This window comes from Xanthomonas sp. AC360, assembly GCF_979258225.1.
On record NZ_OZ409846.1, the window covers coordinates 2,933,746 to 2,957,136 of the forward strand.

General features: G+C 64.4%; 19 protein-coding genes. 7 read left to right on the forward strand and 12 right to left on the reverse strand.

Translation table 11 applies throughout. The annotated features are described in order from the left end of the window. Positions 1-94: 94 nt before the first annotated feature. Positions 95-1,744: a glycoside hydrolase family 43 protein gene (locus ACZZ0O_RS12670; protein ID WP_463592446.1), complete on the reverse strand. Its 1,650-nt coding sequence runs from the start codon at positions 1,742-1,744 to the stop codon at positions 95-97. 288 nt (positions 1,745-2,032) lie between these two features. Between ACZZ0O_RS12670 and ACZZ0O_RS12675 the strand changes: the two genes are divergently transcribed. Continuing rightward, complete coding sequence (locus ACZZ0O_RS12675) at positions 2,033-4,393, forward strand: TonB-dependent receptor (protein ID WP_115512246.1); 2,361 nt, start codon at positions 2,033-2,035, stop codon at positions 4,391-4,393. A gap of 93 nt (positions 4,394-4,486) precedes the next feature. Here ACZZ0O_RS12675 and trxC read toward each other — a convergent pair whose 3' ends face one another. From trxC to ACZZ0O_RS12705, 6 genes are all read right to left on the reverse strand, one after another. Continuing rightward, complete coding sequence (gene trxC / locus ACZZ0O_RS12680) at positions 4,487-4,933, reverse strand: thioredoxin TrxC (protein ID WP_463590923.1); 447 nt, start codon at positions 4,931-4,933, stop codon at positions 4,487-4,489. Between the two features lie 181 nt (positions 4,934-5,114). Next, positions 5,115-5,480 carry a DUF1428 domain-containing protein gene (locus ACZZ0O_RS12685; protein WP_055845481.1) on the reverse strand — a complete coding sequence of 122 codons (366 nt, stop codon included), beginning with the start codon at positions 5,478-5,480 and terminating at the stop codon, positions 5,115-5,117. Between the two features lie 398 nt (positions 5,481-5,878). Then, complete coding sequence (locus ACZZ0O_RS12690; protein ID WP_463590924.1) at positions 5,879-7,003, reverse strand: hybrid sensor histidine kinase/response regulator; 1,125 nt, start codon at positions 7,001-7,003, stop codon at positions 5,879-5,881. Continuing rightward, positions 7,000-7,584, reverse strand: coding sequence for a chemotaxis protein CheB (locus ACZZ0O_RS12695; protein ID WP_323514227.1), 585 nt, complete (start codon positions 7,582-7,584; stop codon positions 7,000-7,002). The genes ACZZ0O_RS12690 and ACZZ0O_RS12695 overlap by 4 nt, the downstream gene beginning before the upstream one ends. Continuing rightward, a complete protein-coding gene (locus ACZZ0O_RS12700) occupies positions 7,581-8,429 on the reverse strand; it encodes a CheR family methyltransferase (RefSeq protein WP_463590925.1) in 849 nt (282 codons plus the stop codon). Before ACZZ0O_RS12700 ends, ACZZ0O_RS12695 begins: the two co-directional genes overlap by 4 nt. Next, positions 8,402-11,566 carry a response regulator gene (locus ACZZ0O_RS12705; protein ID WP_463590926.1) on the reverse strand — a complete coding sequence of 1,055 codons (3,165 nt, stop codon included), beginning with the start codon at positions 11,564-11,566 and terminating at the stop codon, positions 8,402-8,404. Before ACZZ0O_RS12705 ends, ACZZ0O_RS12700 begins: the two co-directional genes overlap by 28 nt. Before the next feature lie 158 nt (positions 11,567-11,724). Between ACZZ0O_RS12705 and ACZZ0O_RS12710 the strand changes: the two genes are divergently transcribed. Beyond that, complete coding sequence (locus tag ACZZ0O_RS12710) at positions 11,725-12,888, forward strand: PAS domain S-box protein (RefSeq protein ID WP_463590927.1); 1,164 nt, start codon at positions 11,725-11,727, stop codon at positions 12,886-12,888. Further along, complete coding sequence (locus ACZZ0O_RS12715; protein ID WP_055845468.1) at positions 12,881-13,249, forward strand: response regulator; 369 nt, start codon at positions 12,881-12,883, stop codon at positions 13,247-13,249. The genes ACZZ0O_RS12710 and ACZZ0O_RS12715 overlap by 8 nt, the downstream gene beginning before the upstream one ends. A gap of 32 nt (positions 13,250-13,281) precedes the next feature. Here the strand turns inward: ACZZ0O_RS12715 and ACZZ0O_RS12720 are convergent, their stop codons facing one another. The 3 genes from ACZZ0O_RS12720 to ACZZ0O_RS12730 all read right to left on the reverse strand — a co-directional run bounded on the left by ACZZ0O_RS12720 (position 13,282) and on the right by ACZZ0O_RS12730 (position 15,277). Then, positions 13,282-14,631: a glycoside hydrolase family 16 protein gene (locus ACZZ0O_RS12720; protein ID WP_463590928.1), complete on the reverse strand. Its 1,350-nt coding sequence runs from the start codon at positions 14,629-14,631 to the stop codon at positions 13,282-13,284. Positions 14,632-14,695: 64 nt separating this feature from the next. Then, complete coding sequence (locus tag ACZZ0O_RS12725; RefSeq protein ID WP_463590929.1) at positions 14,696-14,824, reverse strand: hypothetical protein; 129 nt, start codon at positions 14,822-14,824, stop codon at positions 14,696-14,698. 177 nt (positions 14,825-15,001) lie between these two features. Beyond that, complete coding sequence (locus tag ACZZ0O_RS12730) at positions 15,002-15,277, reverse strand: DUF2798 domain-containing protein (RefSeq protein ID WP_055845463.1); 276 nt, start codon at positions 15,275-15,277, stop codon at positions 15,002-15,004. A gap of 134 nt (positions 15,278-15,411) precedes the next feature. Here ACZZ0O_RS12730 and ACZZ0O_RS12735 point away from each other — a divergent pair, with 134 nt between their 5' ends. Next, positions 15,412-16,359 carry a LysR family transcriptional regulator gene (locus ACZZ0O_RS12735; protein ID WP_463602837.1) on the forward strand — a complete coding sequence of 316 codons (948 nt, stop codon included), beginning with the start codon at positions 15,412-15,414 and terminating at the stop codon, positions 16,357-16,359. A gap of 181 nt (positions 16,360-16,540) precedes the next feature. Here ACZZ0O_RS12735 and ACZZ0O_RS12740 read toward each other — a convergent pair whose 3' ends face one another. Then, positions 16,541-18,124: an alpha-N-arabinofuranosidase gene (locus ACZZ0O_RS12740; RefSeq protein WP_463590930.1), complete on the reverse strand. Its 1,584-nt coding sequence runs from the start codon at positions 18,122-18,124 to the stop codon at positions 16,541-16,543. A gap of 242 nt (positions 18,125-18,366) precedes the next feature. On the opposite strand from ACZZ0O_RS12740, the gene ACZZ0O_RS12745 reads away from it, so the two are divergent. Next, a complete protein-coding gene (locus tag ACZZ0O_RS12745; protein WP_463590931.1) occupies positions 18,367-19,416 on the forward strand; it encodes an aldose epimerase family protein in 1,050 nt (349 codons plus the stop codon). A 363-nt stretch (positions 19,417-19,779) separates the two neighbouring features. Here ACZZ0O_RS12745 and ACZZ0O_RS12750 read toward each other — a convergent pair whose 3' ends face one another. Beyond that, positions 19,780-20,571, reverse strand: a complete 792-nt coding sequence (locus tag ACZZ0O_RS12750) for a cytochrome C assembly family protein (RefSeq protein WP_055845453.1) — start codon at positions 20,569-20,571, stop codon at positions 19,780-19,782. A gap of 323 nt (positions 20,572-20,894) precedes the next feature. Here ACZZ0O_RS12750 and ffh point away from each other — a divergent pair, with 323 nt between their 5' ends. Both ffh and ACZZ0O_RS12760 read left to right on the forward strand, forming a co-directional pair. Further along, the gene (gene ffh / locus ACZZ0O_RS12755; protein ID WP_055845447.1) at positions 20,895-22,271 is read left to right on the forward strand and encodes a signal recognition particle protein; all 1,377 of its coding nucleotides are present in this window, start codon (positions 20,895-20,897) and stop codon (positions 22,269-22,271) included. A 133-nt stretch (positions 22,272-22,404) separates the two neighbouring features. Further along, a complete protein-coding gene (locus ACZZ0O_RS12760; protein WP_323538032.1) occupies positions 22,405-23,307 on the forward strand; it encodes a hypothetical protein in 903 nt (300 codons plus the stop codon). The last annotated feature ends 84 nt before the right edge of the window (positions 23,308-23,391 follow it).

The following is a 23,391-nucleotide window of genomic DNA, read 5'->3' on the forward strand; positions in this document are numbered from 1 at the left end:
AGGCGCAGACACCGCAAGGAATAGTGCGCGCTGGTTTTTCGCGTGCACTGCATGGAGCTGATTGCGCGGCAGTGCGGTGTACGCGTGCCGGCAGTCAACGCGAATACGCGTACGGCCCGAACGTGGCGCCCAGAAAGCCGCCGGCCGTCTCGGTGCTGAGCAGGGTGGCGTCGCCCTGTTCGAGCAGCGTCTGCCACTGGCCGCTGCCCACCGCGTAATCCACATGCACACGCGCGCCGTCCAGCGCAAAGCGCAGCTGCACCGGTTGCGTTGCATCGGGCAGCGGCGCACGCGCCAGCACGGTGCCGATGCTTGGGTCCTGCAGGCCGGCGCGGCGATACAGCACCACCGACGCGCCAGCCTCATCGCGTACCAGCATGGCCGCCAGAAAGTGGCTTTCCTTGGCCACGAGTGCAAGACCGGCCTGTTCGCCGGCCGCCAGCGCGCTGCCATCGACACTGGCCGCCAGCGTGGCGTGGTGATGCTGCAGGCGATGGCCCAGATACGCGGGTTGGCCGCGGCCGATGTCGCCCAGCGCGACCTGCGACGGGGTGATGCGCAACCCCTGCGGGCCGGGCAGGTACCACGGTTGGGTGGGCGGGTGGATGGTCATCCATTGCATCGGCACGCGCGCTTCCTGGAAGCGCTCGCTCCATTGCATCGGGCCGCTGGTGGGCAGGGTCTGGGTGCCGCTCGGCAATGCGGGACGCGTGGCCACCGGCGGCACAGCGCTGCCATGCGGCACTACCTGCGGCCAGCCGTCGCGCCATTGCACCGGCAACAAGAAGGTTTCGCGGCCAAGTGCGTAGTGGTTGCCCTGATACGGACGTGTGCCCAGGAACACCGCCCACCAGCTGCCGTCCTTGAGCTCGACGAACTGCGCGTGCCCGGTGGAGGTGATCGGTGCGCTGCGGCTCGGGTCCAGGTCGCGCTGGGTCAGCACCGGATTGCCGCTCCAGGGCTCGTAGGGGCCGGTGATCTGGCGGCTACGGTAGATCATCTGCGCATGCTGCTCGCCGGTGCCGCCTTCGGCCGCGGTGAGGTAGTAATAGCCATCGCGGCGGAACAGATGCGGGCCCTCGATGTGCTCGGGATTGGTGGCCGGTTGAAAGCCCGAATCCACGATCGCCTGACGCGTGCCGACCAGCTTCATGCGGGTCAGATCCAGCTGCTGCAGCCAGATGGCGCGGTGTCCGTCGTAGCGCAACTTGCCGGCGGGGACATCGTTGTTGACCAGCCAGGCGCTGCCGTCGTCATCGAAAAACAGCGACGGGTCGATGCCCTTGGCGTCGAGCCAGATCGGATCGGACCACGGCCCGGCCGGATCGGTGGCGGTAATCAGGAAGTTGCCGCCATCGCAGTAAAAACAGGTGTTGGCGATGTAGAAAGTGCCGTCGTGGTGGCTGATGCTGGCGGCGAACAGGCCACGGGTCAGTTCGTCGCGGCCGTAGTCGATCTGGTCGGCGCGATCGATCGCGTTGCCGATCTGGTTCCAGTGCACCAGGTCGCTGCTCTTGAACACCGGCAGGCCGGGAAAATAGCCGAACGTGGAATTGACCAGATAAAAGTCGTCGCCGACCCGGATCGCGGACGGGTCCGGATAAAACCCGGCCACCACCGGATTGCGGTACTGCGCCTCGGTCGGCAACGGGCCGCCGTCATCGCCCTGGTAATCCACCTGGGTGATCAGTGCGCTGCCGGCGTAGGCCAGCTGACAACTCACGGTGGCCATCAGGCCCAGCATCCATCCGATTGGTTTCACGACAGTTCCCCCGATGCGCGCTACTGGCGTAGCGCCAGCCTTGCGGCAGCATGACAGCTCGCCGCCGGGCAGGGCATGCCGTTTTGCCATGCCGCACGCGTGTGGTGGCATGGCTGTGCGCAACGTGGCCAATGGGCGCGGATCGGCACGCCTGCCACTTCGCTGCAACATTGCTGACATATCGTGCGCGCGGCGCCATGCGGCGCCCCCTTCTGGCAGACCCATGCCGAACGGACTCATCTTCGCGTCTTTACCCAAGGATCAACCCGCATGTCGTTGTACTCGTCTGTTTCTCCGTCGCTGAGGTCCGTTGTTGCGCATCTGGATGCGCGTGCACCGCAACGTACGCCGCTGGCACGCGCCTGCGCCGGTCTGCTGCTCGCCTCGATGGCCGCTGCCGCATCGGCCCAGCAGGCGCCGGCCAGCCAGGGCGAGGGCAGCCCCACTGCGCTGGATGCGGTGACCGTCACCGCCGAGCACCGCGAGCAGAACCTGCAGGAGGTGCCGGTGTCGGTGGGCGTGGTGCAGGGCGCGGCGATGCGCGAGTACACCGCCGGCGGCGACGACACCTTGCTGGCGCTGTCCGGCCGCGTGCCGGGCTTCTACGCCGAGACCACCACCGGGCGCATCTTCCCGCGCTTCTATATCCGTGGCCTGGGCAATATCGACTTCTATCTGGGTGCCTCGCAGCCGGTGTCCATCATCCAGGACGACGTGGTGCTGGAGCACGTGGTGCTCAAGTCCAACCCGGTCTACGACGTGGACCAGGTCGAAGTGCTGCGCGGCCCGCAGGGCACCTTGTTCGGCCGCAACACCACCGCCGGCATCGTCAAGTTCGACACCGTCAAGCCCGGCGATACCTATACCGGCCGCGTCGACGCCAGCTACGGCAGCTACAACACGGTGTCGCTGGATGGCGGCTTCGGCGGGCCGATCAACGACGTGCTGTCGTTCCGCGTGTCGGCGTTGTACCAGCACCGCGACGACTGGGTGGACAACACCTTTGCCGGCAGCAGCGCCGATGGCACGCGCACCCCGCGCAAGGATGCGATGGGCGGCTACAACGACCGCAATGCGCGCCTGCAGGTGCTGTTGAAGCCCAACGATGCGTTCTCGCTGCTGGGCTCGGTGCACACCCGCGATTACGACGGCACCTCCACGCTGTTTTTGCGCAATGCGGTGACGCGCGGCAGCGACAAGGTCGACGTGCCGCGCGATCGCGTGGCCTACGACGAAGCCAACGACAACCCGCAGGCCTACAAGACCGATGGCGGCTCGATCAAGGCGATCTACGATTTCGGCGGCGTCTCGCTGACTTCGATCACCGCTTACGAAACCACCTCCGGCTACAGCCGTGGCGACACCGATGGCGGTGCGGCGGCCAATTATCCGGTCAATGGCGTGCCGAACGGGTTCGGCCAATCGATGGGGCAGATTCGCGATCTGGATCAGTATACCCAGGAGCTGCGCCTGGCCAGCGAGGGCGACGACGCGCTGCAGTGGCAGGTGGGCGCGTTCTATTTCGATGGCCGCGACACCACCGATTTTTATCAGCGTGCGTATTTCCTGCGCACTGCCGCGCGCAATCCCAACAACTGGGTACGGCTGCGCAACACCAATACCTCGTGGGCCGGCTTCGGTCAGCTCAGCTACAAGGCCACCGATGCGCTGACGCTGACTGCCGGCATCCGCCAGACCAAGGACACCAAGGAAACCCGTCTGCTCAAGACCGCCGACACCGCGGCCGGTGCGGTGACCTACCGCGGCCGTCGCGATGTGCGCATGTCCGACACCCAGCCCAGCTGGGACCTGAGCGCGATGTATGAACTCAACCCGGACCTGAGCGTGTATGCACGCGTGGCACGCGGCTTCCGCGGCCCCACCATCCAGGGCCGCAGCGCGGTGTTCAATTCGGATTTCACCACCGCCGATTCGGAAACCATTCTGTCGTGGGAAGCCGGCATCAAGAGCAGCCTGTTCCAGAACCGGCTACGCCTGAATGTCAGCGGTTTCACCTACACCGTCGATGACATCCAGCTCAACGGCAACGATTCGGACGGCAACGGCGTGCTGTTCAATGCCGACAAGGCCAAGGCCTACGGTCTGGAAGCAGACCTGGATTGGCGCCCGATCTCCAACCTGTCGCTGACCGCGGGCCTGAGCCTGTTGCATAGCGAAATCAACGACAAGCGCGTGTTTGCGCAGGCCTGCGCGCTCAATGGCGTGGTGGTGTGCACCGTCAACGACCCCACCATCCGCGTTGGTGCCAACACCTTCGCGCAGATCGACGGCAACCCGCTGCCCAACGCGCCCAAGTACAACCTCAACCTGGCCGCACGCTACGACATTCCGATGGGCAACGACGGCGCGTTTTTCGTGTCCACCGACTGGAACAAGCAGGGCGAGACCAGCTTTGTGCTGTACGACTCCACCGAGTTCCGTGCCGACGGCAACTTCGAAGGTGGCCTCAAGCTGGGCTACACCGGCGGCTACGGTGCATGGGAAGTGGCGGCATTCGCGCGCAACATCACCAACGAAAAGAACGTCAAGGGCGTAATCGAAAACTACATGGCGGCGGTGTACAACGAGCCGCGCATCGTGGGCGTGTCGGTCAACGTCAACTGGCAGTGATCGCCAGCTGATCGGTGGGCTGCGGCGTACGCGTCGCAGCCGCGCCTGTATCGACGAAGGCCAGCTGCGTGCATGCGCAGCTGGCTTTTTTTATCAGCGACCGTCCAGCACCGAACGCACCCAGCTGACGATCTGCGCACTGCTCACCGCGCCGGAATGACGGCCGATCTCATGGCCGCCGCGGATGACCAGCAGGGTGGGGATGCTGCGGATGCCAAAACGCGTGCCCAGCGCAGGATGCAGATCGGTATCCACCTTGGCCAGCCGCACCTGCGGCTCCAGCGTCGCGGCGGCTGCTGCAAATTGCGGTGCCATGCTCAGGCACGGCGCGCACCACGGCGCCCAGAAATCCACCACCAGCGGCAGTTCGCTGCGCACGGCGTGCTTGTCGAAATCCGCTGCCGACAAGGTCATCGGCGCCCTCAGAAACAGCGGCCGATGGCAACTGCCGCAGTTGGGCGCATCGTGCAGGCGTGCGCGCGCAACGCGGTTCATGGCGGCGCAGTTCGGGCAGGCGATCAGGAGCGGTGCGTCGGTCATGCGGTGGTCTCCGGTGGACAGGCAATGCAGTCGCGACGCCCGGACATCACCGACGGCACATGCGGCTGCATGTGGTCAGTGTAGCGACCACGGCAGAAGGCCTTGTGTCGGGAGGCCGGCCGCCGCGCATGATGCCTGCGGCGGCCAGGCGACAGCGCGCGGCAATCGCGCGCTGCTTCGCTCAGGCCGATTGCCCAAGCGCCACGATCGGGACAAAGCCGCCGTAGATCATGCGTTTGCCATCGAACGGCATCGGGTTGACGGCCGGGTCCATGCGCGGGTCGTCCATCATCTTGCGCATGCCCGCATCGCGGGTGGCCTTGTCCGGCCATTCGATCCACGAAAACACCACGATCTCGTCGTCTGTGGCCGCTACCGCGCGCTGGAAGTCGGTCCATTGGCCCTGCTGGACATCGTCGCCCCAGCACTCCATCACGCGCAGTGCGCCGTACTCCATGATGATCGTATCGCCCATGCGGGCGTACTCCTGAAACGTGTCCTTGTTGGCCTTGGGCACTGCAAGGACAAACCCATCGACATACGACATAACCGCCTCCGCTGACATGACGCACGGCGTGCGCCTGATGATGACGAACAGATGTTGGTGCGATCGAAGAACTTAGGGAGCCGTGTTCAGGCGCGTGGCACCAGGGCATCGAGCGGAGCATACGGTGCATTTCGGCGACTGGCACTGCTCGCGCTCGCATGACCCCCCATCGGCTGCGGTTGAGTCCGGCGATGCGTTACAGGGCGCGCCGATGACGTGCGATCCACGTTGGATGCGCACGCCAGGTGCGGTTGCGATGCTGCAACGCCCAGATGGGCTGGTGTCGCGGGTGCTCCTGCGCCGGGCATTGCGCGGGCGTCCAGCCGCACAGCGCAGCGTGGCCGCATGCGTTGTTGCAGGCCGCCAGTGCGTTGCCTGGCCGCCGGCGCGTGCTGCGATCATGCAGCCAGGTTGTGCCGCCGTAGTCTGGCTTCGAACACCACATCGCCGGCTTCGTTGCGCGCCTGCAGCGTACCGCCGTGCGCCTTGACGAACTGATCGGCGATGAACAATCCCAGCCCCAGTCCCTGACTGGCATGGAAGCTGGCCTTGAATGGTTCGAACAAGCGCGGCATCAGGCTGTCGGGGATGTGCCCGGTGTTGCGGACCGACAGCCGCAGCACGTCGCGCTCGCGGCCGTCCAGATGCACCTGCACCGGATGACTGCCGCCATGCAGCACCGCATTGCCTACCAGGTTGGACACCACCTGCGCCAGCCGATCGCCGTCGCCGTCGCCGTCCAGGTCGCCTTCGGTGCGCAGGTCGATGGTGGTGAGCGGGTTGGCCTGCGCCACCTCGCCGACCACGCTGTGCGCCACCTCGCCCAGATTGCAGGGGCCGAACTGCATCGACAGCCCGTCGGTGCGCAGGCGCGAGAAATCCAGCAATTGTTCGACCATGCGCGCCATGCGCCGCGCGCTGGTTTCCAGATGTCCGAGCGTGCGTGCGGCCGAGCCGTCGCCATCCAAGTCCAGGCTCAGTTTGTCCGCACACAACAGGATCACCGAGAGCGGCGTGCGCAGATCGTGGGTGAGCACCGCCATCATGGTTTCGTTGAGCGTGAGCGCGCGTTCCAGCGAGGCATTGCGCGCCTTGAGCAGCCGGCGCTGTTGGTACAACTCGATGAACGCATTGACCTTGCTCAGGATCACGTGGGGCTCGATGGGCTTGTGCAAAAAATCCACTGCACCGCTTTCGTAGCCCTGGAACGCGCGCATCGGATCGTTCGGCGAGGCGGTCAGGAAGATGATCGGTACATGCCGGGTCCGCTGCGAGCCGCGCATCAGTTCTGCGAGCGAAAACCCGTCCATTTCCGGCATCTGCACGTCGAGCAGGGCCAGCGCCACATCGTGTTCGAGCAGCAGCTCCAGCGCTTGCGCGCCGGAGGATGCGCACAGCACCTGGATGCCGTCGCGCTGCAGCAGCGCTTCCATCGCCACCAGATTTTGCGGCACATCGTCCACGATCAGGAGCTTGGCGGGTTCGTCGCCGTGCGCAGCAAGGCCGGTCGTGGTGAGATTCATGGGTGAAAGACTTCCAGTCGGTTGCAGATCGCCTGCAGGGTCAGCACCGCATCGGCACCGGCGTGGGCAAGGGCAGAGGCGGGCATCAGCGGAGACGCGGCATCATCGGGCAGCTGGATCCAGGCGGTGCCGCCTGCTGCGCGCACTGCGGCCACGCCGGCACTGCCATCGCTGCTGGCGCCGGTGAGCAGGATCGCCAACAGACGCTCGGCAAACACGTCCGCAGCCGATTCGAACAAGGGGTCGATCGCCGGGCGCGAGAACAGCACCGGCGCATCCATCGACAGGGCCAGGCTGTCGCGGGTTTCCACCAGTAGGTGATAGTCGGGCGGGGCGATGGTCACGGTGCCGGGGCGCAATGGCTGCTTGTCGTCCGCCTCACGCACCGGCAACGCGCAACGCGCGTCCATCAGCTCGGCCAAATGGCTGGTGCGGTCGCGCGGCAGATGCAGCACCGCCAGCACTGGCATCGGCAGATCGGCGGGCAGGTGGGACAACAGCGCCTGCAGCGCCATCACGCCACCGGCGGAGGCGCCGATCACGATGGCGTCGAACTGCCGGTACGCAGGAGTGCTGCTCATGCGGCCTTCCGATACAGGCGTTGTTCGCGTGCGCAGGTTTCAAAGGCCTGCGCATGTGCGCCGAATTGCAGCGATTCCTTGCTGCCCAGACCCAGAAACCCGCGGTGCACCAGCGCGTCGAAGAATAGGCCCACGGCACGGTCCTGCAGGCCGCGGTTGAAATAGATCAACACATTGCGGCACGACACTAGATGCACTTCGGAGAACACCGTATCGGTGGCCAGGCTGTGATCGGCGAATACGATATTGCGCTTCAAGCGGCGGTCGAACACCGTACCGTCGTAGGCGGTGGTGTAGTAGTCCGACAACGACCCACGGCCGCCGGCATCCAGATAGTTGCGGCTGAACTGTGCGATGCGATCGATGCCGTACGCGCCGGCTTCGGCCATGTTCAACGCTTCGGGATTGATGTCGGTGGCGTAGATGACGGCCTTTTCCAGCAGGCCTTCTTCGTGCAGCAGGATCGCCAGCGACCAGACCTCTTCGCCGGTACTGCAGCCGGCCACCCACAACTTGATCGACGGATAGGTGCGCAACACCGGCACCGCATGCTCGCGCAGTACGCGAAAATACGCCGGGTCGCGAAACATCTCCGACACCTGCACGGTGAAGAACTGCATCGCCTGCGCAAACGTTTCCGGTTCGTGCAGCAGCCGATGCTGCAGATCGGCCACGCGGGCGCACTCGAAACGCGCCATGGCATGGCGCATGCGCCGCCGTAACGACGACACCGCGTAATCGCGAAAATCGTAGTGATAGCGCTGGTACACCGCTTCCAGCAGCACCCGCAACTCCAGATCGAACAGTTCAACCGGCGTCATTGCCGCGAACACCAGACCCGGCACAGCGACACCAGCTTGTCCACGTCGATGGGCTTGGCGATATAGTCGTTGGCACCGGCTTCCAGGCAGCGTTCGCGGTCGTCGGCCATGGCCTTGGCGGTCAGCGCGATGATGGGCAGATCCTGCCACTGGCGATTGGCGCGGATCTCGCGCATCGCAGTGATGCCATCCATCTCCGGCATCATGATGTCCATCAGTACCAGGTCCACCTCGCGCTCGGCCAGGCGTTCCAGCGCTTCGCGGCCATTGCGTGCGATCTCTAGGGTCACGCCCAGCGGTTCGAGCACGCTGGACAGCGCAAAGATGTTGCGCACGTCGTCTTCGGCCAGCAGCACGGTGGCGCCGTCGAGCACCGCATCGCGGCGCCGTGCTTCGCGCAGCAGGCGTTGCTGGTCGCTGGGCAGCGAGGCTTCCACGCTGTGCAGGAACAAGGTCACTTCGTCGAGCAGCCGTTCGGGCGAGCGCACGCCCTTGATGATGATGCTCTTGGAATACCGGCGCAGGCGCTGTTCTTCATCGCGCGTCAGTGCACGCCCGGTGTAGACGATCACTGGCGGGAACGCCACCGCGTCGTTGCCGGCCATGCGTTCGAGCAGGTCGTAGCCGCTGCCGTCGGGCAAGGTGAGATCGGTGACCATGCAGTCGAAGGTGGAGCCGGCCAACTGCGCCATCGCCTCGGCAATGCTGCCCACCGCAACGATGTCCAATTGGTCGCGCGCCAACAGCAACTGCAGGTTTTCGCGCAAGGCGCTGTCGTCTTCGACGATGAGCAGGCGACGCACCGCACGCGCGTTGGTGTCTTCCAGTTGACGGATCGCACCGGCCAGCAACTCGCGCGTTGCCGGCTTGATCAGATAGCCCACCGCACCCAATTCCAACGCGATCTGGCTGCGTTCCAGTGCAGACACCACGTGCACCGGGATGTGACGGGTGGCAGGGTCGCGCTTGAGGCGTTCGAGCACGCTCAGGCCGGAGGCATCCGGCAAGCCGATGTCGAGCAGGATGCCGCTGGGGCGCAACTCGGCGGCCAGTCTCAGCGCTTCTTCGGCGCTGGGGGCGACTACGCAATCGAAATCCAACTCGTGCGCCAGGTCCACCAGGGCCTGCGCAAAGCGGGTGTCGTCTTCCACTGCCAGGATCAGCCGACCGGGACGGGTGCGTTGATCGCGGTCGTCCTGCGCGCGTTGCTGTGGCGCCGCGCTGGGCGCAGGAATCGGCAGCGGCACTGCAGCGGAGACAGCGGCGGGGTGCTCGCCAGGCCGCGGTGTCATCGTCATGCCGGTGTGGTGACGCGATAGCGCGGGCGCGTTGATTGCAGTTGACGTCGATGTCGCTTCGGCGGCGCGCATCGCTTCTGCTGGTGCACCGTCGGTCGGCAATTCCAGGGTGAAGCAACTGCCGCGCCCGGGTTCGCTGTCCACGCTGATGCTGCCGCCCATGCGTTGTGCCAGGTCGCGCGAGATCGACAGGCCCAGGCCAGTGCCGCCATAGCGACGCCGTGTGCTGCCATCGGCCTGACGGAACGCTTCGAAGATCACATCGGTCTGTTCGCGTGCGATGCCGATGCCGGTGTCGTCGACCTTGAATAGCACGCGTCCCGGCGCGCTCGCCTGGATCGACAGACTCACCGTGCCGCGTTCGGTGAACTTGATCGCGTTGGCCAGCAGGTTCTTGAGGATCTGCTGCAGACGCTGGTTGTCGACCACCAGCTGCGCCGGTGCGTCGGCCTCGGTGCCGATTTCCAGGGTCAGGCCCTTCTGTCGCGCCAGCGGTTCAAAGGTGTCGCGCAGTCGTTGCAGCACCGAGCTGGTGGCCACGGTGTCGTCGGTCAGTTCCACGTGACCGGCTTCGATCTTGGACAGATCCAGGATGTCGTTGATCAGCGCCAGCAGATCGTTGTTGGACGACAGAATCGCCTGCGCGTACTTCACTTGGTCGGCGCTGAGCGTGCCGTCCTTGTTGTCGGCAAGCAGCTTGGCCAGGATCAGCGCGCTATTGAGCGGAGTGCGCAGCTCGTGCGACATGTTGGCCAGAAATTCCGACTTGTAGCGCGAAGCGGTGGCCAGTTCGTTGCCATTGCGCACCAGCTGGCCTTGCGCGACCAACAGCGCCTGCTTCTGCGCTTCCAGCGCCTGGGTACGTTCTTCCAGCTGGACGTTGGTCTGTTCCAGTTCGGCCTGCTGCTGTTCCAGATCGCTTTGCGATTGCTGCAGGCTGCGGCTTTGTTCTTCCAGTTCTTCGTTGGCCACGCGCAGTTCTTCCTGCTGCGTCTGCAGTTCCTCGCTCTGCCGCTGGGTTTCTTCCAGCAGGGCCATCAACTGCGCGCGCAGCAGCGCGGTGCGCAGCGCCAGGCCGATGTTCTCGCCGCAACGCGCCAGCAATTCTTGCTCGCGCGATCCGGATGTCTGCGCGTCGGTGACCCGACCGAGTTCCAGCAGACCGATTACCCGGCCATCGGCAGTCACCGGGGCCAGCAGTAATTCCTGGCAGGCGCTCTGGCCCAGCCCGGAGGCAATCTGCAGATGCCCGGCATCCACGCCACGCACGCGGCGCACCGTGCCACGCTGCAACACCTCACCCCATTGGCCGGCATTGCTGGGCAGCGTCTTGGGCATGTCGACCGGCAGCGCCGCGCCGCCGGTGAGCCGCAGGCGCTCGCCTTCGATGCGGTACAGCGCACCGACCTGTGCGCCCAAGGTGTCGCACAGCGCGCGCAGCGCGGCATCGGCCAAGTCTTCCGGGCTTTGATCGCCGCGCAGGCTGGCTTCAACCGTGTTTTCGGCCTGTTGCAGCCACAACGCCAATTCGGCCTGACGACGTGCGCGGATCGCCTGCGTCACCACCAACGCCATCGCCAGAAACGAGACGCCGCCAATGCTGCGGTTGATCGATGAGAAGCTCGAATTGGTGCTGGGCGGCGCCAGATGAAAACCGATCGCCAGCAGCACGCACGACAGCACGCCGACTACCAGCGGCGCCTGCGGGCGGTTCTGAAAGACCGTCACGCCGACCGCCACGAAGTAGGTCAGCCACACCGCATACCCCAGCGGCGTGACCAACTCCACGCTCAACGTGCCAGCCATCAAGGCCCCCGCGATGACCCAGATCCAGCGGTCGCGTGTGGTCGAGATGTTCTGCATGAGGCGCGCGCACCGAACTGAGAGGGCGGTCATGGTAGCCGATAACTTTCACGCGCCAATCGCCGGGTTTTTGACGCTTTTCCAGCCGGGTTGGCTTGCACGCAACCTTCACGGCAACGTCACTATGGTCGCGCGCTTTTCCGGGGGAACATCGCGCGATGGAGACGGAAAGGACCATCGACAACGCAGGGCCGCTGTCGCACGACAGCCGGCAGTGCCAGCTGTTGGTGCAAAGCGTCTCCGATTACGCGATCTATATGCTCGACACCGGCGGCTATGTGCGCAGCTGGAATCCCGGCGGTGAGCGCATCAAGGGCTATACCGCTGCTGACGTGCTTGGTTCGCATTTTTCGCGTTTTTATCTGCCCGAAGATGCGCAGCGCGACGAGCCCATGCAGAACCTGGACATTGCCAAGCGGCAGGGGCGTCTTGCTGCTGAAGGGTGGCGCGTACGCAAGGACGGCAGCCGCTTCTGGGCCAGCGTGGTAATCGAACCGGTGCTGGAGTTTGGCGTGCTGGTCGGGTTTGCCAAGATCACCCGCGATGTCACCGACCGCCATGACGCGCAACGTCTATTGCAGCAGGCGCAGGACGCGCTGTTGCATTCGCAGAAAGTCGAGGCGCTGGGTCGGTTGACGCTTGGCATGGCGCACGACTTCAACAACCTGCTGACGGTAATGGTGACCAGCCTGGATCTGATCGCGCTGCGTGCCGGCGACGATGCGCGCACGCGCATGCTGGTGGAAGCGGCGCAGACCGCGGTGGATCGCGGCACCTTGCTGACACGCCAGCTGCTCGCCTTCGCGCGCGGGCAGCGCCTGGTTCCGGAGCGGCACGCCGCCAACGCGGTGGTGACGCGCACGCTCGAATTATTGCGCCGCGCCTGCCCGACCGCGGTAACGCTCTCGCTGGACTTCGCCGATGCGTTGCCCGATGTATGCGTGGACCCCGGCCAACTGGAAGCGGCGCTGCTCAATCTGGTGTTCAATAGTTGCGATGCGATGTCGGCCGGTGGCGCCATCACCGTGATCACCGCCGCGCAGCAGCGCGTTGCACCGTCGGCGCCGCAGGGCGCTACGCGTCGTTACGTCAGCATCGCAGTGCGCGACAATGGCCCCGGCATGTCGGCACAGGTGGCGCAGTGCGCCAGCGAGCCTTTTTTCACCACCAAGGATGTCGGCAAAGGCTCCGGCCTGGGATTGAGCCAGGTGTATGGCTTTGCGTCCCAATCCGGTGGCTTTGTCGATCTGGAGACCGCACCTGGGTGCGGCACCACCGTCACCCTGTTTCTCCCGGCCATCGAGGAGGCCGAGCATGACTGAACCCCTGCGCCTGCTGATGGTGGAAGACCAAGAAGAGTTGCGCGAGTTGATCGGCGAGGCATTGCGCGATGCAGGCATCACCGTCGACACCGCCGATGATGCCCATGACGCCTTGCGCATGCTGCGCGACAGCGGCCCTTACGATGTTGTGTTCAGCGATATCCGCATGCCCAACGGCATGTCGGGGATCGAATTGAGCGAGCAGGTGGCGCAGCTGTTGCCGCAGGCGCGCGTCATCCTGGCCTCGGGGTTTGCGAAAGCGCAGCTGCCGCCGCTGCCGGCTGGGGTCGATTTTCTGCCCAAGCCCTATCGCCTACGTCAGCTCATCGACATGTTGAAGGGCGTTGCGGCCAACGCCTGAGCGCTGGCCGCAGATTTGCATCCGCTGCGGCGTCAACGGCTCTGGTAGTAGACCTTGTCGATGGCGATCTCCACCGGCGCGCCCGGCGGTTCGGCCACCAGCATGAAAGGCTGTTTGACCGCTTGCAGATCCAGGTCGTAGAAGGCACTGAACGGAATGCTCACTTCGTGCCAGGCGCCATCGCGCACCAGGCCGTACTGGTTGCCGCCGGCCGCAAAATCCACCCAGCTGTCGCCGAAGCTGGTGTTGATGCCGATCTTGAATGTCGATGCGGTGGTGGTCTTTACCTGCAGCTTCAGCGCGCCGCCGGCGTAGGTAGCCAGATTGCGGTAATCGCTCTGGATTCCCAGTCCATACCAAGCCCCCGCGTTGGCGCGATACGCCATGACATTGGCCCCTTCGAACGGCGCTTGCGCGATCGGGGTGAGGTTGTTCCAGAGATACAGTTCGGCATCCTGGCCGAAGGTCAATCGCGCGCTGGTATCGGCCTGGTCGGTGAACACACCGAAGCGTCCGGCCGGCATGGCGTGTTGGCTGCCCACATACAATTGCGAACCGGGATTTTGATACAGACGGATGTAATCGATCTCCATCTTGCCCGGCAGCGGTGCGGTCACCGCGGCCGGTGAGGTCACCCCGGTGTAGGTGCCACCCACCGCCAGATTGAGCAGCAGATACTGCTGCTGATGGAACTCGTGCAGCGAGGCACCTTCGATATTGGAAATCGCAAATTCGAAGTACTGCTGCCCGTCGATCGAGATGCGGATGAACTGCGGGTCCCAGGTCATGCGGTACACATGGAAATCGGTGTGCAGATTCACCGGGCTGGTGTAGCTGGTGTCGTAGTCGGCCTGCGCGCCGTTGTAGTCCCAATGCACGGCCGCACCGATACGGCGATTGGCGGTGCCGTTGGCGATCGCCGCAGCCATGCCGGCTTCCATCAGATCGATTTCGCCGCGCCCGGGCCACACGCCGATGGTGCCCAGCATCCAGTACGCCGGCCACAGTCCATTGCCGACCACCGGCGTCTTGATGCGCGCTTCGAGCGTGCCGTAGGTGAAATGCATGCGGCCTTCGGTCTTGAGCCGTGCCGAGGTGAAGGGCATGCCGCCAAACGCTTCGCGGCGCGCTTCGATCACCAGCCGGCCGTTTTCGATACGCGCGTTGTCGGGGCGACTGGTGTAGTACTGCATCTCGCCATTGCCCCAGCCGCACAAGCTGATCTGACACCCGTTGCCGACGTCGTACGTCCACTTGGTGCCGTCGATCGATGGACCGTTGAAGTTGTCTTCCCACACCAGGGTCTGCGCTTGCGCGCAGGTTGCCAGTGCGATGCCCAGCAAAACAGCGAACTGCATGGTGACGCTGCGTACGACGCTCATGCGCCTCTCCGATGATGGACCGGGGTCCGTGGAGAAACGACGCTGCGCAGCGCCTGGTTCAGAGTCAAAGCAATTGTTCGGCGTGTTTCCGTTCCGTGGTGTTCATTCCGGAATAATCAATCATTGGTATGACGACGGTCGCAAACGTCGGCTGCCGCATGTTGCGCGGCAGCAGCCTGATGCGATCGCGCATGCTCGGGGTGTTTCACTGCCGCGCAGCGGCTGGCATGCGCGAGGCGGTCAGACCTCAAACGTGTCGAGGATGCATGGAAGCGCTTGCAGCATGGCGGTGCCATCTACGCCATACGCGCGCAGGCACTGCCATGCAGATGCGCCTGTCGATCACCAGCGTTGCACTTGCCGGCGTTCGTCACTGCCCCGCATGCACGGTCCACGCAACCAGGCGGCTTACCAGCGGCCGCACCACCAGCACGCAGCAAAACGCGGTGGGCATCGCAATGCGGTAGGCATCCAGCACGCGCCATCCGAATCCCGGCGTCAGCCCGGTATTGGCGCCGGTGATCACGACGCACATCAGCAACGCCATGATCGCGGCCATGTAAAACGCAAACACGAACGGTGTGGCGCGTACGCCGAGCTTCCAACGTGAGCGCGCCAGTGCGGAGGAGGGTGGGGATGACGACATAGGGGGGCCTCGCTTGCCGCGAACCAGCGGCATGGCACAACTCTAGGGCGAGCGTCGCAGCTCGGGTAGATCGCGTAACCTTGCGGCTTACGTAAGAGAATCTTACGAATCGCTCGGGAATAGTTGCTCCACTAATGAATATTCTTCAGTCGATTCGCAGTTTCGTCTGCACCGTGGATGCCGGCAGCATCGCCGGTGGAGCCAAATTGCTGGGCGTCAGCGCCGCCGCGGTCAGCCAGAACATCGCGCGGCTCGAACAGCACCTGGGCGTGCGCTTGCTGCACCGGACCACCCGCAGCCTGGCGTTGACCGAACGCGGTGCGCTGTATTTCGAACAGGTGCGGCAACTGGAGCGCGACCTGGAGCGTGCGCGGCAACTGGTGGCCGGCCCGCAGCAGGCGCTGGCGGGACGATTGCGCGTGGCCAGCACCGCCGCGTTCGCACGCCATGTGCTCGCACCGATGCTGCCTGCGCTGCGTCAGCAATATCCGCAGTTGGAGATCGAACTGCTGTGCACCGACCGAGTGGTGCAGCACGCGCAGGAGAGCGTGGATGTCAGTTTGCGTATCGAAGCGCAGCTGGAAGATGGCCTGGTGGCACGGCCCATTGCGGATGTGCCGTTCGTGGTATGCGCCGCGCCCGAGTATCTGGCCCGCTGCGGCACCCCCAAGCACCCGGACGAGCTCAAATATCACGACTGTCTGTTGCTGCGCTACCCAGTGGACGGGCGCTTTTTGCGTTGGAACTTCGTGCGCGACGGCGTGCGGTTTCAGCCGCAACTCGGCCAGGCGATGGTCAGCGACGATGTCGACGCGCTGGCCACCATGGCTGCCGCTGGCGGCGGCATCACCCGCCTGGCCGCCTTCGTGGTGCAGCCCTACCTGCAGCGCGGTCAACTGCAAGCGTTGTTTGTGCCCGATGGCAGCGACGCGACGCAGGCCGCCGTCGAGCCATTGCGTCTGTTTCTTTGCGTGGCCGACCGCCGCGACTTCACTCCGAAAGTGCGCGCTTTCATGGCGCACTTGCTGGAACGCTTGCCGACAGAGTGGCGCGTTGCTGAGCCGGATTCGCTACCGATATAGGCGTCTACATCGGTTTAGATCGGCCAATCAAGCGCAGCGACCGGCCACGCGAGTGTGATTGGCGCACGCACCCTGACGTGCGCACGTGACATGCTGATTTCCAGCAACGGCCTGGCCTGTGTGGTGGTCGCGCAATCGTTTTGTTGCGCGCTCTTGAAGCGATAACCCCGCGATAGCTGGCTTACTGCAGCTCGAGCATCACCACCGAGTGCGCAGGCAGTGCCACCGTCAACACCTTCGCTTGCAAACGGGCGCCGTTGAATGGCTTCGGTTCGACGACGCGCGGCTGCGCAAAAGTGTTGTGGGCAGTGATCGCCGGAGCGGTCAGAATCTTCCCGTCGACACGGCGTGCAGACAGCCCTTGCACGTCTACGCTGACACTTGCCGCGGCAGTGGCATCCAGGTTGGTCAGCGCGACATACACATGCCCATCCTTCGCCTTGACTGCCGAGCCATGCACCGCCGGCACCTGCGCGTCGCCGTGGCGGTACTCCGGTGTCTGCAGCTGCAGCGGCAGGTGCGTGGCATCTTGGTAAGGCTTGTACAGCGCAAACACGTGATAAGTCGGCGTCAGTACCATCTTGTCGCCATCGGTGAGGATCATCGCCTGCAACACGTTGACCATCTGCGCGATGTTGGCCATGCGCACGCGCTCGGCATGCGTGCTGAAGATATCGATGTTCAGCGACGCAACCAGCGCATCGCGCAGGCTGTTTTGTTGATGCAGAAATCCCGGATTCGCATCGGGCAGGCCTGCGTACCAGGTGCCCCATTCGTCGACCACCAGCGCGACTTTCTTGCCCGGGTCGTACTTGTCCATGATCGCGCTGTGCTTGGTGATCAGCTCGTCCATCACCAGCGTGCGCGACAGCGTATCGATCCAGGCGCGCTCGTCGAAGTCGGTCGATGAGGCACGCGGCGGCCAGCCGCCGGGCACGGTGTAGTAATGCAGGCTCAGGCCGTCCATCAGCGTGCCGGCCTCGCGCATCATCACCTCGGTCCAGTGGTAGTCGTCGTTATTGGGGCCAGGCGCGATCTTGAGCAGCGGCTGATTTGCCGGCGCCTTGACGAAGGTCTGGTAGCGCCGATAGACGTCGGCCGCGTATTCCACCCGCATATTGCCGCCGCATCCCCACAGCTCGTTGCCCACACCGAAGTAGGGCACCTTCCATGGCGCATCGCGGCCGTTGGCGCGGCGCTCGTCGGCCAGGCTGGAGCGTGTGGGCGCGGTCATGTATTCGGTCCACTGCGCAATCTCGTCAGGCGCCGCATTGCCCACGTTGCCGGCGATATAGGCCTGGGTGCCGAGCAGTTCGGTGAAGTCCATGAACTCGTGGGTGCCGAACCGGTTCGACTCTTCCACGCCGCCCCAATGCGTATTGACGCGGATCGGGCGTTTGGCCGGATTACCCACGCCATCGCGCCAATGGTATTCGTCGGCAAAGCAGCCGCCCGGCCAGCGGATGTTCGGCACCGCAATGGCCTTCAACGCGGCGAGCACGTCGTTGCGGTATCCGCGCGTATTGGCAATCGGGGAGTCTTCGCCCACCCACACGCCGCCGTAGATGCCCGTACCCAGATGCTCTGCAAACTGACCAAAGAGCTGCCGCGAGACCTGCGCGCCCGGTTGGTCCGCACGCAGCGTCCCGGTCACCTTGACCTCGGCCGCCGACACGCTGCAGACGGCGGTCGCCAGGGCGGCCGCAACGACGCTATGCGCCAGCCGTTTGCATGAAGTCTGCAACGTGAGGGAAATCCACTGCATCGGCTGGGCGCTCCTGTGTTGGTTGTTGGGTTGGTCACGCGCTGCCGTAGGAGCGGCGCTGGCTTAGCGTAGTGCGTGGCGCGGCCGGTTGTCGTGCTGCAGCGCGACCGCCGCAGGCGAGCACGGCCGCGGACACCGATCTGCGGCTGCGCGTGCCGCACGTGGAGATGTGCGCAAGGGCATGGCCGTCAGATGCGCGACACCGCTATGCTCGCCAGCTTCCATTAATGGCGGGGCGATTCATGCAGCGAGTGTTCGGGCAGTTGCCAGACGGTGTCGAGGTCCACGCGCTTACCCTGCGCAGCGATGCCGGGCTGGAGGCCGAGGTGCTGACGTATGGCGGCATTCTGCACGCGCTGCGGCTGACCACCGCGCACGGCGTGGTGCCGCTGCTGCTGGCCTTGCCGGACCTGCCTGCCTACGCGGCCGATGGCGACAGCCTCAATATCCTGGTGGGCCGCTTCGGCAACCGCATCGCCGGTGCGCGCTACACCCTGGATGGGGTGACGCACCTGCTTGCGGCCAACGAAGGGCGCAACCAGCTGCATGGCGGCCTGCGTGGGTTCGGTCGGCGCGTGTGGAGCGTGCTGGAGCAGACCTCGGATCAGGTGCTGCTGGGTTACGACTCGCCCGATGGCGAAGAAGGCTACCCCGGCAATCTGCAGGTGCGTGCGCGTCTGGCGCTGCACGAGCGCAGCCTGCAGCTGGACTTCGAAGCGCATTGCGATGCCGCCACGCCGTTGAACCTGACCCATCACCCGTACTTCAATCTGTCGGGCGACCCGCAGACGCGTGCGGCCGCGCAGGTGTTGCGGGTGCCTGCCGACCGCTATCTGCCGGTGGATGCCGAGTCGATCCCGACCGGCGAGGTCGCCTCGGTCGCGGGTACGCCCTTCGATTTCCGCACGCCTACCGCGCTGGCCGACCGCATCGACTCTGCGCATCCGCAGGTGGTGCTCGGCAAGGGCTACGACCAGTGCCTTGTGTTGGCAGACGGCGCAGACCGCGTGGCCGAGCTGTACTCGCCGCACAGTGGCGTGGCGCTACGCATCAGTAGCGACGCGCCGGCAGTGCAGCTCTACGAAGGGCAGCATCTGGACGCCCATCATCCCGGCCTGGGCCGCGGTGTCTGCCTGGAGCCGCAGGACTACCCGGACGCGCCCAACCACGCCAACTTCCCTTCCACGATCCTGCGCCCTGGCGAGACCTACCGCCGCCGCATCGTCTATCGCTTCGCCAACCCGGGCCGGGACCAGCCGTGGGATGTGGTCAGTGCGGCGCTCGATGCATGAGCGGCGGCGTCAGGGCAAGGGAAGGCGATAGGCCTGCGCGGCCGCTGCTGGAAACAGGCGTTGCTGCGTCTGGTCACCGCGTAAGCATGGAGTGCGCTCGTGAGTTGGGCGCAATCGACACGGCGACATCGACAGGCGCGCACTGCACACCGATCCACACAGCAGTCAAGTCATCCTGACTGTTGATAAACGCCGCAGTAGCAAGCCAGTTCCAGGCCTGCGTTCCGAAGCGCATCGCTCGCGTTTTCGCGCAGACGACTGATCATTGTTTCGTTGGCACCAACGTGCAGTGACCCACGTCGTAACACTTCCGGCGTGCGTCCCGCCCTGATGACGTGCGAGACCGTTGCACGCCCACCGCCATCAACGCGGCCCCAGCACCAGCTCGATCACGAACTTGCTGCCGAAGAACGACAGCACCAGCAGCGCCATCGCAGTCAGCGTCCAATGCACCGCCTTGCTGCCGCGCCAGCCATTGCGCCAGCGGCCGATCAACAGCGCGCCGAACACGATCCACGACAGGATGCTGAGCACGGTCTTGTGCAACAGCCTCTGCGCCAGGAAGTCCTGCACGAACAGCAGCCCGGTCAGCAGGGTCAGGCTCAGCAACACGAAGCCGACCGTGATCGTGCGGAACAACAAGGTTTCCAGCTCGGTCAACGGCGGTAGCGCTCGCAGCCAGGTGTGGAAGTCGCGCCGCCGCAGCGCACGCTCCTGCAGCCACAGCATGATCGCCAGCAGCGCGGCGATGCCCAGGGTGGCGTAGGCCAGCAAGGCCATCCAGGCGTGCAACTCCAGCCGCCAGCCCAGGTCCGCGCTCGGTTCGTGGCCGTAGGCGTGATAACTGGCCAGCAGGATCGCCGACAGCGGAAACACCACCACGCCCACCGCCGCCATCCGCCCGCGGCCGCCGAACACCGCCGTTAGCGCGGCCATGCCCAGGCCACACAGCGACAGCGCCGCAAAGAAATGCATGTCCGGCCCGCCGGCGGTGCGGAACGCCACCAGCACGTGATATCCGGCGTGCAGCGCAACGGCGGCAAGTGCCGGTGCCAGCCAGCGCGCAGGGGCCTGGTTGCCATCGCGCAGCACCGCCTGGGTGAGCAGCGCCGCGGCCAGCAGATACAAGGCGAACGCGATGAGAACGATTGTCATCGTGGAAGTTTCGCATATTGGCGGCGGGGAGTCGGGATTGGGGAATCGGGAATCGGGAATCGGGAAAGCAGGGTTGCGAGCTGCGGGGCTGGAGGTGGGCTGCCAAGTGGGGCCGGCGCGCGAGCGGGTAAGGGAGACTTGCCCGTCGGCGCTGCAGCTGTCGTTCCTGGTGGGGCTGCGCTGTCGCGCGGGTTGGCTCTGCACATTGCCTAGTGTTGGGGTGGCTTCTTCCTGGTCTGGCTTCGCCGGGCGGGCGGCGGGGCCGGCGGTTGGCCTGTGCCGCTATAATCGGTGCCCGTTTCCCCTTACGCGGTCCTTTGCGCATGTTCGAGTCCCTAACCCAACGTCTCTCCGGCACCATGGAGCGCCTGCGCGGACGCGGCCGCCTGACCGAGGAAAACATCCGCGAAGCAACCCGTGAAGTGCGCATCGCACTGCTCGAAGCCGACGTCGCATTGCCGGTGGTACAGGCGCTGATCGAGCGCATCAAGGTGCGTGCGGTCGGCCAGGAAGTGCTCAAGTCGCTGACCCCGGGTCAGGCGCTGATCAAGATCGTGCGCGACGAGCTCACCGCCGTCATGGGCGCTGCCGCTGCCGACCTCAACCTCAACGTGCCGGCGCCGGCCATCATCCTGATGGCGGGCCTGCAGGGTGCGGGCAAGACCACCACGGTCGGCAAGCTCGCCAAGCACTTGAAGGAAAAGCGCAAGAAAAAGGTCATGGTGGTCTCGGCCGACGTTTATCGCCCGGCCGCGATCGAGCAGCTCAAGACCCTGGCCGAACAGGTCGGCGTGCTGTTCTTCCCCTCCGATGCCTCGCAGAAGCCGGTCGACATCGTGCGCGCGGCCATCAGCGACGCGCGCAAGTCCTTCGCCGACGTGCTGCTGGTCGATACCGCCGGCCGTCTGGCGATCGATCAAGCGATGATGGACGAGATCAAGGCCTTGCACGCCGCGATCAACCCCACCGAAACCCTGTTTGTGGTCGATGCCATGACCGGCCAGGACGCCGCCAACACCGCCAAGGCGTTCGGCGAGGCGCTGCCGCTGACCGGCGTGGTGCTGACCAAGACCGACGGCGACGCCCGCGGCGGTGCCGCACTGAGCGTGCGCTACATCACCGGCAAGCCGATCAAGTTTGTCGGTACCGGCGAAAAGACCGACGGCCTGGACGTGTTCCATCCGGACCGTGTGGCCAGCCGCATCCTGGACATGGGCGACGTGCTGTCGCTGGTGGAACAGGTCGAGCAGAGCGTCGATCAGGAAAAGGCCGCCAAGCTCGCCGCCAAGGTCGCAAAGGGCAAGAAGTTCGACCTCAACGACATGAAAGAACAGCTCGAGCAGATGCAGAACATGGGCGGTATCCATGGGCTGATGGACAAGCTGCCGGGCATGGGCCAGATCCCGGACAACGTCAAGCAGCAGGTCACCGGCAAGGAAGTGCCGCGCATGATCGCGATCATCAATTCGATGACCAAGAAAGAGCGCCGTAACCCGGCCCTGCTCAACGGCTCGCGCCGCGCCCGTATCGCGCGTGGCTCGGGCATGCTGCCGGCCGACGTCAACAAGCTGATGAAGCAGTACCAGCAGATGGAAAAGATGATGGGCAAGCTGGCCGGCGGCGGCATGAAGGGCCTGATGCGCAACATGAAGGGCATGATGGGCGCCATGGGCGGCCGCGGAGGCATGCCGTTCCGTTGAGTGCGTTAGTGTGTTGATGCGTCCGCTTGGTCGCATCACCCGCTGAGTATTGAAATCACTTCGGTGTTAGGATTTCGCGCCCGCGGACGGGCGCGATTGCTCGCGGACGAGCAACCTAATCATCGGAGGATTCATGCAAGGATTTAAAGGAATTTTTTGCAAGTTTGCAGTCGGTCTTGGCGGTATTGGACTGTCGGTCGCATGTAGTGCGGCATCAATCTTTTCTTATTCCAGCAACGCTGGGGACTATATTGGTCAGGGGAAGTCTGCTGTTCTGACTGATGCCAATGCAAAATTCGGCATGCAAGGAACAAGGGATAGGCTTACATTTACTGCCAATGGTGCGTCTGGTGAATATTGGTATATAAGAATTGCCGCTCCGGTTGGCGGTGTTCTGGCTCCAGGGACTTATGCGAACGCGGAGCGGTCAGTGTTCAAGACCGGACGTTCGCCTGGTCTTGACGTATCCAGCACCGGGCGGGGCTGCAACAGAATCTGGGGGAAGGTGACGGTCAGGCAGATTTCGTTCGATGCCGCTGGCAATGTGGATAAGCTGGAGGCGACGTTCCTGCAGCGATGCGAGCAGAGTAAAGCGCCAGCACTCGCTGGCGTCATCAGCTATAACGCGCCGCCGCTATCACTGAAGTTGACGAGCGGTAGTGATGATTACGTAGGTGGTGGTGTGGGGAAGATGTATTACAACGACACCAGCATCTTCGTGCTGAATGGAAAGGACTCATACCTGCGGTATTTCGCATCAGGCTTGCGTGACGATTGGTCCGCAACTATCGCTGCACCGACTGGGAAGGCGCTAGTGCCTGGACGTTACTCTACCCGGCGTTTTGCGGATCGCACTAATGCAGGATTGGACTTTAGTGGCAACGGAAGAGGGTGTAACGAAAATCGTGGCACTCTCAACGTACGTGCTATCGAGAAAGATGCGCAGGCCAATGTAGTCAAGTTTTACGCTGATTTTGAACAATATTGTGATAATCGAACAACGCCTTTGCGTGGAACGATTCACTTCGGCATCTAGTTGATTGGCGGGCCTGCAAGTAGCGGGCCCGCCTTGCCGAAGTTCCGGTAATTTGCTGCGGATCATTTTATATAGTGATATTTC

Excerpts from the sequence above, each read along its gene's own strand:
- ACZZ0O_RS12710 (WP_463590927.1), top strand. The coding sequence starts at position 11,725 with ATGGAGACGGAAAGGACCATCGACAACGCAGGGCCGCTGTCGCACGAC.
- trxC (WP_463590923.1), bottom strand. The coding sequence starts at position 4,933 with ATGACCGACGCACCGCTCCTGATCGCCTGCCCGAACTGCGCCGCCATG.
- ACZZ0O_RS12760 (WP_323538032.1), top strand. The coding sequence starts at position 22,405 with ATGCAAGGATTTAAAGGAATTTTTTGCAAGTTTGCAGTCGGTCTTGGC.
- ACZZ0O_RS12690 (WP_463590924.1), bottom strand. The coding sequence starts at position 7,003 with ATGAATCTCACCACGACCGGCCTTGCTGCGCACGGCGACGAACCCGCC.
- ACZZ0O_RS12715 (WP_055845468.1), top strand. The coding sequence starts at position 12,881 with ATGACTGAACCCCTGCGCCTGCTGATGGTGGAAGACCAAGAAGAGTTG.
- ACZZ0O_RS12740 (WP_463590930.1), bottom strand. The coding sequence starts at position 18,124 with ATGCAGTGGATTTCCCTCACGTTGCAGACTTCATGCAAACGGCTGGCG.
- ACZZ0O_RS12730 (WP_055845463.1), bottom strand. The coding sequence starts at position 15,277 with ATGTCGTCATCCCCACCCTCCTCCGCACTGGCGCGCTCACGTTGGAAG.
- ACZZ0O_RS12685 (WP_055845481.1), bottom strand. The coding sequence starts at position 5,480 with ATGTCGTATGTCGATGGGTTTGTCCTTGCAGTGCCCAAGGCCAACAAG.
- ACZZ0O_RS12750 (WP_055845453.1), bottom strand. The coding sequence starts at position 20,571 with ATGACAATCGTTCTCATCGCGTTCGCCTTGTATCTGCTGGCCGCGGCG.
- ACZZ0O_RS12705 (WP_463590926.1), bottom strand. The coding sequence starts at position 11,566 with ATGCAGAACATCTCGACCACACGCGACCGCTGGATCTGGGTCATCGCG.
- ACZZ0O_RS12675 (WP_115512246.1), top strand. The coding sequence starts at position 2,033 with ATGTCGTTGTACTCGTCTGTTTCTCCGTCGCTGAGGTCCGTTGTTGCG.
- ACZZ0O_RS12695 (WP_323514227.1), bottom strand. The coding sequence starts at position 7,584 with ATGAGCAGCACTCCTGCGTACCGGCAGTTCGACGCCATCGTGATCGGC.
- ACZZ0O_RS12670 (WP_463592446.1), bottom strand. The coding sequence starts at position 1,744 with ATGCTGGGCCTGATGGCCACCGTGAGTTGTCAGCTGGCCTACGCCGGC.
- ACZZ0O_RS12725 (WP_463590929.1), bottom strand. The coding sequence starts at position 14,824 with ATGCGCGATCGCATCAGGCTGCTGCCGCGCAACATGCGGCAGCCGACG.
- ACZZ0O_RS12735 (WP_463602837.1), top strand. The coding sequence starts at position 15,412 with ATGAATATTCTTCAGTCGATTCGCAGTTTCGTCTGCACCGTGGATGCC.
- ffh (WP_055845447.1), top strand. The coding sequence starts at position 20,895 with ATGTTCGAGTCCCTAACCCAACGTCTCTCCGGCACCATGGAGCGCCTG.
- ACZZ0O_RS12720 (WP_463590928.1), bottom strand. The coding sequence starts at position 14,631 with ATGAGCGTCGTACGCAGCGTCACCATGCAGTTCGCTGTTTTGCTGGGC.
- ACZZ0O_RS12745 (WP_463590931.1), top strand. The coding sequence starts at position 18,367 with ATGCAGCGAGTGTTCGGGCAGTTGCCAGACGGTGTCGAGGTCCACGCG.